This is a genomic window from Thioalkalivibrio sp. ALJ4, assembly GCF_000377225.1.
In the GTDB taxonomy this organism is placed as follows: domain Bacteria; phylum Pseudomonadota; class Gammaproteobacteria; order Ectothiorhodospirales; family Ectothiorhodospiraceae; genus Thioalkalivibrio.
On record NZ_KB897923.1, the window covers coordinates 36,002 to 51,195 of the forward strand.

At 63.1% G+C, this 15,194-nt stretch carries 15 protein-coding genes and 1 tRNA gene; 5 read left to right on the forward strand and 11 right to left on the reverse strand.

Annotated features, from left to right (window positions below; all coding sequences use genetic code 11):
• The first annotated feature begins 86 nt into the window (after nucleotides 1–86).
• Nucleotides 87–1,472 (forward strand): hypothetical protein, encoded by a 1,386-nt coding sequence (locus C936_RS14400; RefSeq protein WP_018649417.1) that lies wholly within the window; start codon nucleotides 87–89, stop codon nucleotides 1,470–1,472.
• 514 nt (nucleotides 1,473–1,986) lie between these two features.
• Here C936_RS14400 and C936_RS0114055 read toward each other — a convergent pair.
• The 4 genes from C936_RS0114055 to C936_RS0114070 form a co-directional block, all read right to left on the reverse strand.
• Complete coding sequence (locus C936_RS0114055) at nucleotides 1,987–2,502, reverse strand: VOC family protein (RefSeq protein WP_018649419.1); 516 nt, start codon at nucleotides 2,500–2,502, stop codon at nucleotides 1,987–1,989.
• The gene (locus C936_RS0114060; RefSeq protein WP_018649420.1) at nucleotides 2,484–3,074 is read right to left on the reverse strand and encodes an NADPH-dependent FMN reductase; all 591 of its coding nucleotides are present in this window, start codon (nucleotides 3,072–3,074) and stop codon (nucleotides 2,484–2,486) included. The genes C936_RS0114055 and C936_RS0114060 overlap by 19 nt, the downstream gene beginning before the upstream one ends.
• Nucleotides 3,075–3,181: 107 nt before the next feature.
• Nucleotides 3,182–3,961 carry an acetoin reductase gene (locus C936_RS0114065; protein WP_018649421.1) on the reverse strand — a complete coding sequence of 260 codons (780 nt, stop codon included), beginning with the start codon at nucleotides 3,959–3,961 and terminating at the stop codon, nucleotides 3,182–3,184.
• 109 nt (nucleotides 3,962–4,070) lie between these two features.
• Nucleotides 4,071–4,538: a DoxX family protein gene (locus tag C936_RS0114070; protein ID WP_018649422.1), complete on the reverse strand. Its 468-nt coding sequence runs from the start codon at nucleotides 4,536–4,538 to the stop codon at nucleotides 4,071–4,073.
• 986 nt (nucleotides 4,539–5,524) lie between these two features.
• Here C936_RS0114070 and C936_RS0114080 point away from each other — a divergent pair.
• Complete coding sequence (locus tag C936_RS0114080; protein WP_018862965.1) at nucleotides 5,525–6,475, forward strand: LysR family transcriptional regulator; 951 nt, start codon at nucleotides 5,525–5,527, stop codon at nucleotides 6,473–6,475.
• A gap of 580 nt (nucleotides 6,476–7,055) precedes the next feature.
• Here the strand turns inward: C936_RS0114080 and C936_RS0114085 are convergent.
• From C936_RS0114085 to C936_RS0114095, 3 genes are read right to left on the reverse strand one after another with little or no spacing between them, the layout of a single operon-like run.
• Nucleotides 7,056–8,033 carry a TraI domain-containing protein gene (locus C936_RS0114085; RefSeq protein ID WP_018649425.1) on the reverse strand — a complete coding sequence of 326 codons (978 nt, stop codon included), beginning with the start codon at nucleotides 8,031–8,033 and terminating at the stop codon, nucleotides 7,056–7,058.
• On the reverse strand, nucleotides 8,023–9,240 hold the full coding sequence (locus C936_RS0114090; RefSeq protein WP_018649426.1) for a site-specific integrase: 1,218 nt from the start codon (nucleotides 9,238–9,240) through the stop codon (nucleotides 8,023–8,025). Before C936_RS0114090 ends, C936_RS0114085 begins: the two co-directional genes overlap by 11 nt.
• Nucleotides 9,233–9,466: a hypothetical protein gene (locus C936_RS0114095; RefSeq protein ID WP_018174062.1), complete on the reverse strand. Its 234-nt coding sequence runs from the start codon at nucleotides 9,464–9,466 to the stop codon at nucleotides 9,233–9,235. Before C936_RS0114095 ends, C936_RS0114090 begins: the two co-directional genes overlap by 8 nt.
• Before the next feature lie 119 nt (nucleotides 9,467–9,585).
• Between C936_RS0114095 and C936_RS0114100 the strand changes: the two genes are divergently transcribed.
• Nucleotides 9,586–9,831 carry a helix-turn-helix transcriptional regulator gene (locus tag C936_RS0114100; RefSeq protein WP_018649427.1) on the forward strand — a complete coding sequence of 82 codons (246 nt, stop codon included), beginning with the start codon at nucleotides 9,586–9,588 and terminating at the stop codon, nucleotides 9,829–9,831.
• Between the two features lie 211 nt (nucleotides 9,832–10,042).
• Here C936_RS0114100 and C936_RS0114105 read toward each other — a convergent pair.
• A tRNA-Arg gene (locus tag C936_RS0114105) sits at nucleotides 10,043–10,119 on the reverse strand.
• A gap of 65 nt (nucleotides 10,120–10,184) precedes the next feature.
• Complete coding sequence (locus tag C936_RS0114110) at nucleotides 10,185–10,892, reverse strand: MBL fold metallo-hydrolase (protein ID WP_018174060.1); 708 nt, start codon at nucleotides 10,890–10,892, stop codon at nucleotides 10,185–10,187.
• Nucleotides 10,893–10,970: 78 nt separating this feature from the next.
• On the opposite strand from C936_RS0114110, the gene C936_RS0114115 reads away from it, so the two are divergent.
• Both C936_RS0114115 and C936_RS0114120 read left to right on the forward strand, forming a co-directional pair.
• Entirely contained in the window at nucleotides 10,971–11,591 is a 621-nt protein-coding gene (locus tag C936_RS0114115) for a methyltransferase domain-containing protein (protein ID WP_018174059.1), read from the forward strand.
• Nucleotides 11,592–11,704: 113 nt separating this feature from the next.
• On the forward strand, nucleotides 11,705–12,466 hold the full coding sequence (locus tag C936_RS0114120; protein ID WP_018174058.1) for a TIGR01458 family HAD-type hydrolase: 762 nt from the start codon (nucleotides 11,705–11,707) through the stop codon (nucleotides 12,464–12,466).
• A gap of 50 nt (nucleotides 12,467–12,516) precedes the next feature.
• Here C936_RS0114120 and C936_RS0114125 read toward each other — a convergent pair whose 3' ends face one another.
• Nucleotides 12,517–14,400, reverse strand: a complete 1,884-nt coding sequence (locus tag C936_RS0114125; protein WP_018137722.1) for a DEAD/DEAH box helicase — start codon at nucleotides 14,398–14,400, stop codon at nucleotides 12,517–12,519.
• A gap of 161 nt (nucleotides 14,401–14,561) precedes the next feature.
• A complete protein-coding gene (gene gloA, locus C936_RS0114130) occupies nucleotides 14,562–15,062 on the reverse strand; it encodes a lactoylglutathione lyase (RefSeq protein WP_018174057.1) in 501 nt (166 codons plus the stop codon).
• Nucleotides 15,063–15,194: the final 132 nt, after the last annotated feature.

Below are 15,194 nucleotides of genomic sequence, written 5' to 3' on the forward strand. Positions count from 1 at the left end.
AACGGGGCGCCGCTACGACATGCCGTACATCCGAGTCCCCGATTAGGGGGCTGTACGGATGGCTCAAGGGTAGGTGCTGCGCTACCGTGGGGCACACCGGCGTCGCGAGGGCTTGTTCGTTGTTCACGTTGAGACGTAAGGGAAAGTTTGGCATCCAGCTTGAGCGAGCCCTGAAGAAGGTGGGCGAGCATGAGGTTACGCTTTACCTGTTGACGCCTCATGACCAAGGGTCTCTCGAACGCGCCCTCGGTGGGACGAGAGCGTTGCCGGAGCGCTGGCATCACGGTTTTCGACTGCTAGGCCTGCCTGCCGAGGACAAGGCGAGCCTAGAGGATGCATCAATTTCTCTGCTGTCGCCGTATTACGAAATGCTATGTGGCACCTGGCTGTCGCGTTACCAGGCGTCCATGGATCAACTTCGTCAGCGATTCGAGAACAGCGACAATCCCGAGGAGATTGTGAGGCGCGCACTGAAGCTCAGCGAAAACCTTGCGCGCAGACTGCGACAGTCTCCCCCTGAGAGCAAGGCGCAGCTGTCATACTTCAGAAGAATGGACATCTATTTCTCGTGGTACGCGGAACAGTTCTTCCTGGAGTGCGCGAGCAAGGTGCAGGTTGGCGATGTCGGTCAACCCTACCGCGAACGGATCCGGGCCTATCTAGATGCGGAGCGCCAATACAGAGCGCGGCAGGGGTATTTGGCGGATTTCCGAGGTTCGCCGACGCAAGTGTGGAACCGGATGGCGATGTACCACAAGTTGCTGCAATACTCGGTTGTCGCAAAGACCCGAACCACCGACTTGTGGCGTGCCACGTACAGGGCTGTGAAGGCGCTCTATACGATGGTGATCATGACCCTTTTCACCGTACTCATATTCCACACGATAAGGGCCGTACACAGGCTGACCATCACGCTACTGATCATGATCGCTCTGGTCCACGCGCTACGGGATTATCTTCATGACGAAATGGTCAACCGGATCACGGGATGGATTCGCAAGGGAAAACCTCTCGCCAAGACGCGAATTCTGAAACCTCTTACCGGCGAGGGGATGGGTACTCAACTCACCTGGTTCGATTACTTGCCTCCGGCGCGCCTCCCAAGCAATGTCAAGCGCAACGCGGGGAGGGGGCAGCTCGGTGAAGATATGCAGACGGTCCTCTACAGGACACGATTGATTCTGGAGCCGGAGGCGCTGGGGCAGGGACATGTCCAGGAGGTGCTGGGGCTGGACCTGGAACCCCTGTGCAAACTGATCGAAGGTGGGCAGAACCAGTTGTTTTCCGAGACGATCGATGAAGGGATGCAGGACGGGGTTCAGGTGCATAATATCGAGCGGCAGCACATCTATACATTGCTCGCGGTGTGCACGGTTCCGGGCGACCCCTTGTTAAGGGTACAACGCTGGCGCGTGACCCTGTCAGTGCGCGGCATCGCCCAGTGCGAATCCATAGAGGCGAATTGGCCGTGACCGCGGCACGAGCTCTCGACGGCGGTGTAATGCGGCGCGTCCATGCGGCTCACCCGTGGACCGCGTGAGGCAAACCGTTCTCGCCGCTCCCATCGTCCGGTTCGGTCAGGTCGTGGATCGAATCGGAAGAAGAGGGCGCCCTCCTTCTTGGTGCGTCGTTGCCGTCTGCCGACAGGACGACGGGCAGACGTTGATGGCGGAGTTGACGCAGCTATTTACCGACCGGCTGGGCCTCCAGCCCGGCGCTCACGGCCAAGCCCTCGTAAAATCCATTGCCTTCCTCGCCTGATCACGCCCGGGCGACCTTCGTTCCGGACCTCCCGAAATCCGCAACTGACAGAGAGTCATGGGAGTCAGACCCCTCGACAATCGTGATTCTGTCCTCCGCGGGAGTCGGTGTACTCCGCCAAACGACTAAGCGGCGCGATCGCCGACGCCGAAGCAAAGGAAAATACGAACGGGGACGCTGGTCGCCAGTGTCGACCGTCCACCGCGGTCAGCAACTGCTCGACAATTACAGTCCCGGTTCGCTAAGCAGGCCTTCCACATCGAGCCGCCGGGTGACCATGGCCAGGTCGCCCTCCTGGTTCCGGGGCCACGCTTCGCGGGGACGGTCCCAGTAAAGTTCCACCCCGTTCTGGTCGGGATCGCGCAGGTACAAGGCTTCGCTGACGCCATGGTCGCTGGCCCCGTCCAGTGGTATCCCGGCGGCCCGCACGCGCCGCAAGGCATTGGCAAGAGCCGCACGCGTCGGATAGAGGATGGCGAGGTGATAAAGCCCGGTCGTCCCGGCCGGTGGCGGGGAGCCTCCCGCGCTCTCCCATGTATTCAGCGCAATATGGTGGTGATAGTCGCCCGCTGCCATGAAGGCCGCCTGGGAGCCATAGCGCTGGGTCAGTTCGAAGCCGAGGACGCCGCAGTAGAAATCCAGCGCGCGTTGCAGGTCGGCCACTTTAAGATGCACGTGGCCGATCCGCGTCCCGGCCTCAATGGGACCGAAATCCGGTGAATTCACGCTGTGCGTTCCCATCGTTGCTCCTTCGTGCCTTCCCGGAGCGCTTTCATGGCCACGCTCCATGGCACTAGCTGGTCCAGCATCCCATTAAGCGATTCCTCGTTCCTGGGATGCGGCTTGCACACAGTCATATCCTCGAAATCGGTGAAGAGCGATAACTCGACCTGATTCCGCACGTGCGCCACGTGCAGCGCGCTGGCCACCAATCGCAGTTGCTCCACCGCCCGCACGCCACCCGCGGCGCCGTATCCGACGAAGCCCGCCGCCTTGTTGTTCCACTCGCCAAACACGAAATCGAGCGCGTTCTTGAGGGCGCCCGGAGGGCCATGGTTGTACTCCGGCGTCACAAAGACATAACCGTCGAAGGACGCAACCGTGTCCGCCCATGCCTTGGTATGGGGCTGCGAGTACTGCCCCATCGACGGCGGCACCGGCTCATCGAGCATCGGCAAGTTGAAATCCGCGATGTCCACGAGCGCGAACTCCGCGTCGGTCCGCCGGGTGGCGATATCGTAGACCCAGTGCGCGACGGACTCGCCGGCGCGGCCCGGGCGGGTGCTTCCAATTACAATGGCAATCTTGGGCATTGTTCTCTCCTTCACTGATTTCGTTAAAAATCATGACGAGCGGTCTCGCATCCCAGGGTGCTGCATAGCCTTTTTCCAACTCCCTGCTCAAGAGCGCACGATCATGCTCACCGGTAGACAAGGCCCCCGTCGATGATGGGAGCCTGGCCGGTCATGTAGTCAGAATCGGGCCCAGCGAGGTAAGCGACGAAGGCGGCCACGTCTTCAGGCGTCTGCGCACGGCCCAATGCAATGCCGCCGACAAACTTGTCGTAGTTCTCACCGATCTTCGCGCCCGTGATTTCGGCCATGCGGCGGTCAATCTCGACCCACATGTCGGTGCCCACCACGCCGGGGCAGTATGCGTTCACGGTGATACCATCTCCGGCAAACTCTTTGGCCGCGGCCTGCGTCAGGGCACGCACGGCAAATTTCGTTGCCGAATAGGCGCCCAGTAGCGGAAAGCCTTCGTGACCGGCGATCGACGAAGCGCTGATGATCTTGCCCTTCCGGCCACGCTGCTTGAACTTCGCGGCGGCAGCCTGAATGCCCCACAAGACACCCTCGACGTTCACCTTGAAGACTTTCTCGGCTTCCTCGGGCGTAAGATCAGCGATTGCCTGGATGCTTGCGATCCCGGCATTGTTGACGATCACATCGAAGCCGCCGAGCGCCTTTTCGGCGTGATCGACTGCCGCGTAAACCTCGTCGCGCTTTGACACATCCGCCTTGAAGGTCGTGGCGTTACGACCAAGCGCCCGCGCCACTTCCGCAACGGCCTGCATCTTTTCCTCATTCATATCCACGATGGCGATATCCGCACCGTCGTTGGCCAGGCGCAGCGCGATTGCCCGGCCGATACCCTGTCCCGCGCCCGTTATCAAAGCGACTTTGTCGTTGATGCTCATGTCCATGTTCCTCTTCAAATTGAATGCTCTATTGCAGTGAAACTTTCGGCTACTGATTACCGTTGGATGTGGGCGCCGGCTGATCGCGGTTGCCACACGGGCCCGGGATTTACCGCCGCAGCGCCGCATCCAGCGACCACCGGCCGCCGCCGCGGAAGAAGATCGCCAGCGCCACCAAGGTCCACATCAGGGGAAACTCGAAGCCGCCCTCGGTCCAGAAGAACCCGCTGGACCAGTGCACGGTTATCGTCACCGCCAGGAATGCCGCGACCACCAGCGCCACCGGCCGAGTGAGCAGCCCAAGGGCCAGCAATAGCCCGCCGAAGACCTCGATAATCCCGGCCGCCAGCGCAAACAGCAGCCCCGGCTCAAAGCCCAGGGTGCCGCCGAAGTATTCAGCCGTTCCCGTGAGGCCGTGGCCTCCGAACCAGCCAAACAGCTTCTGGGCGCCGTGGGGGATGAGCAGCAGCCCGGCGGTGATACGCACCAGCGGCCAGGCCAGCGGCGCCAGGCTGTCCAGGGCCGCGGGCCCCTGCAGCGCCCGGAAAAGTGATGGATTGGAAGTTGTCGTTGCCATGGGAATGTCTCCTGTTGTTGAACCGGTCGTTTCCGTTGCGACCACGGGAGCCATCCTGGCTTAGTTGTCATTTTGTCGTAAGTGTGCAAAACTGGAACTAATGGTCGACGTTATGGCAACCAAGAGGTCGGGCTCGGGCCTGCCACCGCCCGGACGGGCTGAGAATGATGGCCTTGTCCAATACCTCTGGGGGCCGTGTACTGCACTGACGAGTGGAATACGCCTATGCTTCGCGGCCCTGTAGGGCGAGCACATCTGATTCACAAGGCAATGGCCCACCCAAGGGGCCCGTCACACTAGCGGTGGAGATGTTGGAGCTAGGCGAGAAACTGACTGTATCCACATTGTGGCGTACCGAAGCACTACCTCCGCCGCTATTGCCGTGAGGTGGTGACTCGCTTCAACCAACGTGAACATGGCTTGTTACCGCGTCTGGCCAGCCTGTTGAAGCGGATCGACGCCACAGCAAGGCCATCAACTGGTCTGCTCTGTCGTTCTCCGACAATGTTTGCTCGCGGCGATGGGAGTGCGCGCTATGCTCGGGGGATCGCTGGCGGGGAAGGTGTCGCGCAGCTGTCGATCCAATTCCTCATCAAGCTCGCGCCTTCTCCGTTCGATCTCATCCACTCTGTTGTTTTCCCGGACTATTTCGGCCTCCTGCGCGGTGCACAAAACACTGGCGGTCGTTCCCAACTCAGGGGGCACACCGGTCTCCTTAAAACCCCCGTGCGCCGAATTCGAGTATCGCTCCTGCCCCTGAGCCTGGCCGTCTAGTGCCGTAGAATTGCGTTCAATAGCCAGCGGCTCCAAACGGTCCAAGGCCACGGGGTCCTGTAGCGTCCGGGTCAGTGAGTGAGCGGAAGTTGTCGTTGCCATGGGGGCCTCCTGTCGTTCAACCGGTCGTTTCTGTTGCGACCACGGGGACCATCCTGCCTTGGTTGTCGAATAGTTGTAAGTCTGTAAACTCGGAACTTATGGTTGACAAAATGGAAACGCAAAAGCGGGCGGGCGTAGCAGATCCGCAGGAGCTTGGCGGCTCGCTCGACGACATCCGCGCGTTTTGCACCGTCGTGGAACTCGGCAGCATCTCGGCCGCCGCCGGCAGGCTGGGCGAGACCAAGGGCGCGATCAGCCGGCGCGTTACCCGCCTCGAGGGGCGGCTCTCCACCACATTGTTGGCCCGCCGCCCCAGGGCGGTGAGCGCCACGGAGGAAGGGCTCGCCTTTCACGCCAAGGCGCGGGACGCCCTATCTCTACTGGGCGATGCCGCGGAGGCGGCCAGCGAGGCACGCTCACTGCCACAGGGTCATCTGCGGGTGACCGCGCCGGCGGACCTGGGTGTGGATCTCCTGCCGCCAATCATCACCGGCTTCCGCAGGCAATACCCGCAGATCACGGTGGAGCTGCTCCTGACCAGCAGCGCCCTGGATCTCACCTCGCACCGGATCGATATCGCCCTGCGAGCGAGCAGCGATCTCCCGGACATGGAGTATCGCGCGATTCCACTGGTGAACCTGGACGTGCGCCTGTATGCCACCCCGGCGTATCTCGGCGAGCGTGGCGAACCCCAAGTGCCCGGGGATCTGTCGTCCCATGATCTGGTCGTCGCCCGGGACCTGATGAGTACGGCTGCCATGACGCTGACCCGGCGCGGCCGGGTCGAGCGCGTCGCGCTCAGGCCCGCCGTCCAGACCAGCGAGCTGGCCAGCGCTTCTCGCGTGGTGCTCGCCGGCGGCGGCATCGGGCCAATGCCCGGCCTGGTGGCCACTCCCGCACTGGAAGACAATCGGCTACAGGCGGTGCTACCGGACTGGACGGTGGCCAGTGCCCAGCTTTACGCCATCACCGTTGCGGGCCGTCATGCACCGGCCCGTGTGCGTGTGTTCAAGGAGTTCGTACACGAGGAGTTGAACCGCCTTGGCGGCCGCGGCGCTTGACGGATCGAATTTTTGTCACAGCCTTGTTCTACCCGAAAGATTGTGAGGAAGAAGTCTGATCTTGTCACAACAGCCAATACTAGGCCGTGCGCGTATGACCCCCTCCGAAAAGAAAAACGATCAGGGCAATTCTTGCTTATTGCGCCCGGGGGCGAGAAGGCAAAACACGAGTACCGGCTTACTTCGAAAAAGTGAATCGCACGTTTCAGGGCGCTGCGCCGAGGCGCATGTCCGCGGCATGCTCCATGGATTAGTCACTGGCGCGATCGATCCATGGGTAGCACAACCCTGCGCCGCGGAATCACTGGCTTTTTCTGCGGCTCCCTAGGCTCCCCGGGATCCGCGTCGAGACGCCGAAATGTTTATTAATGGGTCGTTATGTTGGGGTGACCTTCCCGTATTGCATGCGAGCAGGTTGAACCGGCGCGGTTTCCGATGCCGTTGCCCACATTGGCTGCGCCGTGCAGTCCGCGAAGACCTGGTAGCGGCTTAGCGGTGGATTGGCCAACCAAGTCGATGGAGGCCAGGAGAGGCCCCAGATCCCCGCATGGATGGAGTAGGGGTATCTGGGGTCCAGTTGTTAACGTGATTCGGCGCGGCGACGGGTGTCGTGGTTGAAGAGGGGCGGAACCCAGACTTTGCGACCGCCGCAGGGAGATTGCCAATACCGATGGACCCGCGCCTGAGATGAGCCATGCACGGTCGCATCCGTTTGTGCGCTGCAGCCATCCAGGCCTCGCACAACCGTTGCCATTGGTGCTGAATAGCTGTCGCCGTTGCGGTAGGCGACGATGAGTGCCCACAGCGTGTGATAGGCGTCTGCGTCCATTTGCTTTGAGGAAAGCAGCGGTTCCTGAAGAGCATATTCGATGAGCTCTTCATGAGAGCGAGTGGGTACCCGTTCGGCGACTTCCGAAGCAAGGACGATCTTGCCAATGTCATGCATCAGGGCCAGGAGTATGCCGGCTTCCGTCTGAAGCGTCGGCAATGCCATGGCCCGACCCACCGCATTTACCGCTTCGGCCAGCTCGAGGCTGTGGGCGATCAGCCCGCCCGTCTTGGCATGGTGGCATCGCTTGGATGCCGGGAGCGTGAGGTACTGGATAGCGAATTCCTGATCCGAGAGTGCCTCACGGACAAATTCTCGGTAGGACTCGATAGAAAGGTTCTCGACCACATTGACCAGGCGCTGCAGGCTGCCGGACTCGGGTGCGTGGTGGACAGGGAGAAGATCCAGTGGCCCCTTGTCGGGCAGTGCCGACCCGACCTCTGGATAAGCCACAACGTGCCGATGTCCGCGCTCTGTTTCGATGGTGTGGAGGGCCAGGGATCGAAATTGACCTCCTCCCAAGGGATGGCCCTCCCAGTCTCGAATCCTCGCGAAGGCCGTGAAATAACCGGTCGAATCGTAGATCCGAAGTCGGTAGTAGGGTTCTCCGCTAGGCGCGCGGCCTTCGCACTGGATCTCGACCCGTGCGGCGAAGATGACAGGCTCATGGCGTGTGATGTCATCCATCCCGACCAGTCGCTGCAGTTCTTGAACGTCGTTAGCCTTCATTGCGCACCTCCGTGTGCTCTTCGGCGTTGCCTTGAAGAGAACGCAGGAGACGATCCATGGCGGAACCATCCTGGCGTGTCAGGTTTGGGACGTAGCGCGAATACACGCGGAACAACATCTCGGTCGTGGTATGGCCCAGTTGCCTGGCGATCCACTCCGGGTTCTCTCCAGACGCCAACCAAAGCGTGGCGGCGGTATGCCGGCACTGGTAGGGCTGGCGAGGCTCAAGCCCGAGATGGCGTAGTAAGGGGTACCAGACGCGCTGAGTGACGTTTTTCGTGTCCAGTGGCCGGCCGGCCTTCGTGACGAAGACGTATTCCTGTTTGCCAGTGGCTCGGAACTGTCGCTGCAGGGCATCAGCGACCACGGAAGACATGGCCACCTCACGCTGTGAGCCGTCGTTCTTGGTGTATTCCGTGCGTCCCTGGTTGTAAGTCTCGCGAATCAGAATCTGGCCCTTCTCGAAGTCCACGTACTTCCACTTCAAGCCGTGCACTTCCCCGGTTCTCAGTCCGGTGAAAAGTCGCACGATGAAGTAGTCGCGGTAGTCGTCTCGGACCGTATTGATGATCTGCTGCGTTTCCTCCCACGTGAATGGCATGATCTCCTTCCGAGGTTGCTTGAGCCGTTTTAGATTGCTCATCGGGAACGTAAACTGGAAGCGGTCAGCGGCTTCGGCCAGGACCATCGAGAGCACCCCGAGGGTGTGATTGATGGTCTTTGGGGACAGGGTCGCGTTGCCTTTCCGGCCTGGAACTTTGGCGAGCTCGGACCGGAAGGCAAGGATGTCCGCTTTGCTGATGTCGCTGACCCTTTGATCACCGAAGTAGGGCAACAGGTGCCGTCGCAGGGAGCCGCGGTTGGTCTCCAGCGTCTTGAAGCGCCAGGCGACCTCGTTTTCTTGCAGCCACTGTTCGGCGAAATCACGGAACAGTGGAGTGCTCCCTGGTTGGTCGATTACGTCGGTGGCAGTGGGTGCTGCTGCCTCCGTAGCGAACTTGGCTGCTCGGCTACTGTTCGGGAAGTACCGGCTGTACTCGAAGGTGCCAAGAGTGATCTCGGCTTCGATCTTCTTCGCGACTTTCTCCATGTTTCGCCGGTTGGCTGCGGTGTCATCTAGTGTTGTGCACTCGCGGCACCGGACGTGCTTGTAGAAGAAGTCGAAGTAGAGCTTCCCGGTGTCTTTTCTGGCTCGCACTCTAGCCATGACACGCTCCCCCGCTGGCCATGGGGATGGCGGGCACCCCGCCGTCCGTATCCATCATGTCGCGTTCGATCGTTTCCCAGATGAAAAGGATCTTGCGACCGCCGAATGGCCGGAAGTAGTGAATTCCCTCAATGAGGACGCTGTCCTTGAGGCGTTCACGGATCGTGCGCGTGTCGTAGTGGATCCGTTCGGCGAGACCTTCTGTGGTCAGGTACGTGTAGCTCATGTATCGTCCCTCTTATCGATGAAGTCCATTCGTTTCGTGTGTAGCGTGTGCGCTTCACACAATGTCGATCGTACACAATCGATGTAGCGTGTCAACTACAAATGGAGTGCTCGGGCGTCATGGCTATACGCATCAAGCTGAAAGAGCTCGTAGCGGAGAAGGAGTATCAAGAGGGACGGGTGGTGACCTTCAAGGAAATTGCTGAGGAGGCAGGGGTCCACCGCGTTACGCTTTCGAAGATCGCCAACAACAAAGGCTATAACGTCGGTACGGATACACTGGACCGCCTGTGCAAGTACTTCAGATGCCGCATCGAAGAACTGGTTGAGTTTGTTGACGAAGGAGATGCGTCGCACCGCTCCTGAGGACAGGCCGCTGGGATGCGCTCGGAGGGCTTCTTACGAGCCACAAGGTACGGAATGAGTCACGAAGCTAGGTACTCGTAGGGCACGAGTAGCCAAACTGCGTATTACGGGTTTGTCACAGAAGTGGCACGAGAGTGTCACGGGACGCGACCTGCCCCAAAACGAAAAAAGGACCAGCGACTGTAAGTCACTGATCCCTTTCTCTGGAATATGGCGCGCCCGGAAGGATTCGAACCTCCGACCACCTGGTTCGTAGCCAGGTACTCTATCCAGCTGAGCTACGGGCGCATCGACTGAAGGCGCGCATTATCGCGATTGGTCCCGAGGGATGCAAGCGCCATGAGTGATTTGCCTCAGCCGCGCGGGATGGGATGGTAGGGCGTGGAGCGCACCCGGTCGTGTTCGTGCATGCGGTAGTGGACGAATTCGTCCTGGTCGTGGAAGTGCAGAAACGGGTTGCCCTCGTCCTGTTCCGCCAGGGTGGATTCGGCCTTCTCCGCATAGTTGTGGCCCGGGTGGATGCAGGTATGCGCCGGGAGCCCCTCGCGCAGCCCGTTCAGCGTATGGAACATCTGCTCGGGGTCGCCCCCGGACAGGTCGCAGCGGCCGCAGCCAAACACAAACAGCGTGTCACCGGTAATCAGGTCGTCGCCGGCCGGCATGTGGAAGCAGGCGGAGCCGGGGGTGTGGCCGGGCGTGTGCAGGAAGCGGATTTCGGTATCGCCCAGCTTCATCGTGTCGCCGCCGTGGTGGAGTTCAGGGCGCTCCAGCTCCTTGCCCCAGAACTCGGCCTCGGGCTTGAGGATATGCAGTCGGGCATTGGGGTACTGCTCCAGGATCGCCTCGACGCCGTTGATGTGGTCGTGGTGGCTGTGGGTCAGCAGGATGTCGGAGATGGTCACGTCCTGCTCGCGCGCCTGGTTGAGGATCGCGTCCGGCTCCCAGGCCGGGTCCACCACCGCCGCGCGGCGGCTCGCCATGTCCTCGATCAGGTAGACGAAGTTCTCCATCGGCCCGAGTTCCTGGCGGTGGATGCGGTAGGGCAGGTCGTTGCGGTCCATTGCGGCCTCCATTGAGTCGTTTCCAGTTTGGTAGGGTCCGTGCATTACTGGTTCCATCGTCCGCAGGGAAGGAGAGAGATGCAAAATTACGAAGAGTCGTCGGCCGTTAACGCCGCCCTGGATGCGGAGGCCGACTGGGAGTCCCGCTATCAGGAGGGATCCACGCGCTGGGATCGCGGTGGCCCCAGCCCGTCGCTGGAAGCGTGGCTGGCGATCACCGATCTGGCGAAAGGCGCACGGGTCGTGGTGCCGGGCTGCGGTTTCGGACACGAGGTCCCGGCCCTGGCCCGCCACGGATATTACCCGATCGGTCTGGATGTGGCGCCCACGCCAGTGCGGCATCTGCGCGAACAGCTGGAGCGGGAGGGGCTGGAGGCGGAGGTCGTCCAGGCCGACATGCTGGCATGGCAGCCGGAGACGCCGGTGGATGGCGTCTACGAGCAGACCTCCCTGTGCGCGATCCCGCCCGAGCAGTGGCCCGCCTACGAGCAGCAGCTGCATGCCTGGCTGCGTCCGGACGGCGAGCTGTTCGCGTGCTTCATGCAGACCGGGCGCGAGGGCGGGCCGCCGTTTCACTGCGAGATGGCGGACATGCGGGCGTTGTTCCCGGACAGTCGCTGGGAGTGGCGCAACGACGCCGGGCGGACCGAACACACCAATGGCAAGTTCGAGTTGCTTCATCGCCTGATTCGGCGTTGAATCGGGTAAAGGGCGCACCCGTGCCCCGAGTCGGGACCCATGGGTTCCGGCCGGATACCGCGTGAAGTGCCGCGGCAAGGGGGATACTCATGCTTAACTCTATGCCGGAGGGAATGGAGCAGGTTCGCGCGCTGTTGCTGGACCTCTCCGGTGTGCTGTACGTGGGCGGCGAGGCCCTCCCGGGCGCCATCGAGGCCGTGCAGCGGGCACAGGCCGCCGGGCTCCCGGTCCGTCTGATCACCAACACGACACGCGAGCCACGCGCGGCCATCATCGACAAGCTGGCCGGCCTTGGCTTCGCGTTCGAGTCCGCGCAGTTGACGACGGCCCCCTCCGCGATCCGCGAGCGGCTCGCGTCCGAGTCCCGCACCCCGCTGCTCCTGGTACACCCGGCGCTGGAACCCGAGTTCGAGGGCGTGCCCACGGGCGAGCCGGATGTGGTCGTACTGGGCGACATGGGCGCCGCGTTCGACTACGCCGTGCTCAACCGCGCGTTTCGCGTGTTGATGGAGGGAGCACCGCTGTGGGTGATGGGGACCAACCGCTATTTTCGCGAGGCGGATGGCCTGTCGCTGGATATCGGCCCGTTCGTGCGTGCGCTGGAGTACGCCGCCGATCTGAAGGCCGAGAACTTCGGCAAGCCGGATGCCCGGCTGTTCCATGCGGCGATTGCGGATCTGGATCTGCCACCGGAGCAGGTGCTGATGGTGGGCGACGATGTGTCGGGGGATGTGGACGGCGCACGCGCCGCGGGTCTGACCGCCTGTCTGGTGCGCACCGGCAAGTATCAGGACGGCGACGAACAGCGGGCACAACACCGCGGTGCCGGCCTGGCGGATCGCCTGGCCGACATCGTGGATGCTTTATTGGGTTGAGGTAACCGCGCGCCGGCCGTCAATGACCGGCGCGCGGGTCCTGGCCTTGATCAGGCGGAGCGGCGCTTGACCGACAGGGTGCCGTCACCGCGGCTGGCGTTGGCCTTGCGGCCCGGCGCCTTGCGCGGCTTTCCGGCGGCCGCATAGGCCGGGCGCTTGCCGTTGGCCGGAGCCGGGCCACGCCGCTTGGCGGCCGGCTTGCCCGGGCCGTGGGGCTTGCGCGCAGCCGGGGCGTGGCGCTCGGTCGCACGCGAGTCGCGAGTCGGGACAGAGCGCGCCATTTCCAGGCGACGGTTGGCGATATGGATATTGCCCAGGCGGCGCACCGCGGCCTCGTCCAGCGCGGCCGGCAGGTCCACATGGCTGTGGTCGTCCTGCAGGCCGATCCGGCCGATGTCGCGGCCGTTCAGGCCACCCTCGTTGGCCAGCGCCCCGACAATGGCGCCGGGGGCGATGCCGTGGTTACGCCCGACCGGCATGTAGTAGCGCACCATGTCCGCTTCCGGCCCGCGGTCCTTGCCGCGGCTGGGGCGGGGGGCGCGGTCACGGTTGCGATCCGCACGATGACTGTCGCGTTCGGGGCGGCTGGCGGCCGCCGTCACGGGATCGTGCGCGTTGGGCGTGCCATCCAGCGGCGTGCCCTGGGTCGCCAGGGCGAGCAGGGCGCGGGCGAGATCGCGTTCGCCCATCTGGCCGTTGGCCAGCAGCCGGTCCAGCAGGGCGTCGAGCTGCGGCGACGCTTCGCCGGCCAGCTCGGCCTGCAGACGCTCGGCCAGGCGCTCCTCGCGGCGGGCGATCACGGCGGCGCGATCCGGGACCTTCTGCTCGCGCACGGGCTTGCCGGTCAGGCGCTCGATATCGCGTAGCATGCGCCGCTTGCGCGGCTCCAGGAACAGGATCGCGCGGCCCTTGCGCCCGGCGCGGCCGGTACGGCCGATGCGGTGCACGTACACCTCGGCATCGCCCGGGGCGTCGTAGTTGAAGACATGGGTGATGCGCGGGACGTCGATGCCGCGGGCGGCCACGTCGGTGGCCACGATCACGTCCAGATGACCATCGCGCAGGTCGGCGACCACGCGCTCGCGTTCGCCCTGTTCCATGTCGCCATTGAGCGGGGAGGACTGCACGCCCTGTGCGTTCAGGGCCTCGGCGATCTCGGCGGTGGCGGCCTTGGTACGGGCGAATACGATCGCCGCGTCCAGTTCCGGCTCCACCTCGATCATCCGGCCCAGGGCCTCGGTCTTGTGGCGCTGGTCCACCAGGCAGTAGCTCTGATCGATGTCGGTGCCGGCCTCGTTGCCCGCGCCAATGCGGATCTCCTGCGGCTCGCGCATGTGGCGGTGCGCGATGCGGCGAATCGGCGCCGGCATGGTCGCGGAGAACAGCGTGGTCTGGCGTTCGGCCGGGGTCTGTTCGAGGATCCATTCGATCTCCTCGACAAAGCCCATGCGCAGCATCTCGTCCGCCTCGTCCAGCACCACCATGCGCAGCGCATCCAGTGTCAGCGTGCCGCGCTTGATGTGGTCGACCACGCGGCCGGGCGTTCCGACCACGACCTGCGCACCATCGCGCAGGGCGCGGATCTGCACGCCCATGGGCTGGCCGCCGTAGACCGGCAGGATCTCGAGCCCGTCGATACTGGCCGCGAAGCCCTCCAGGGCGGTGGCGACCTGGCCGGCCAGCTCGCGGGTCGGCGCCAGGATCAGCGCCTGCACGCGACGCTGCGCGGGATCGATCGAGTCGATCAGCGGCAGGCCGAAGGCGCCGGTCTTGCCGGTGCCGGTCTGGGCCTCGCCCAGCACGTCGTCGCCGGCCAGCAGGGCCGGGATACACGCGGCCTGGACCGGGGTCGGGGTGGTAAAGCCCAGTTGCAACAGGGCACGGGCCAACGACTCGGAAAGGCCGAGTTCGGCGAAGGAGGGGGATTCGGACATTTCAGGGGGTACTCGGGCGGGCCGGAACAAGGCCCGGCGAAAATCGGATGAATCTACTCAGCGCGCATCATACACGAATTGCGAAACGAAATACGTCTGCGCATATGCAATAAAACTCTTGCCCGCGAACAAACGCGGGCATTACGAGGGCTTGGGGTCTGCTACTTCCCCAGCCCGGTCAGTCGCGCCGGCTCCAGGATCTCGATCCAGTAGCCGTCCACGTCCTTCACGAAGGCGATGTCCTTCAGCCCGCCTTCGTCCGGGCGCTTCACGAACTCGACATCGTTCTCGTCGAACCAGTGCACGGCCGCGTCCAGGTCGGGTACCGAGAAGCAGATGTGGCCGAAGCCCTGCGGCTCCTCGTTGCCGTCGTGGTAGTGGAAGTCGGCGTCCTTTTCGGTGCCGTAGTTGTAGGTCAGCTCCAGGATGCCGCGCTGGCTGAACATCCAGCGGGTGGCCTCCCCGCCATCCTTGGGCGGGTGCGGCTCGTCCTCGCCGATTTGCGCCAGGAAGTAGAGCGTGAACTCGAACTCCGGGAAGTCCAGCGTCTTGACCAGCTGCATGCCGAACACCCGCTGGTAGAAGTCCAGCGCCTTCTGCGGATCCTTCACGCGCAGCATGGTGTGGTTCAAGCGAAAGCCTGCGGTGGGATTGTCGCTCATGGTGCGTCCTTGTATCGGCTAAAGGGGGGTGTCCCGGAAGACTGGAACACAGGGGCCGAGGTTCCCTCAAGTACCACCATCGCGTCGTCCGCGATCCCCCGTCACTGCGAGGAGGCGCAGCCGACGCGGCAG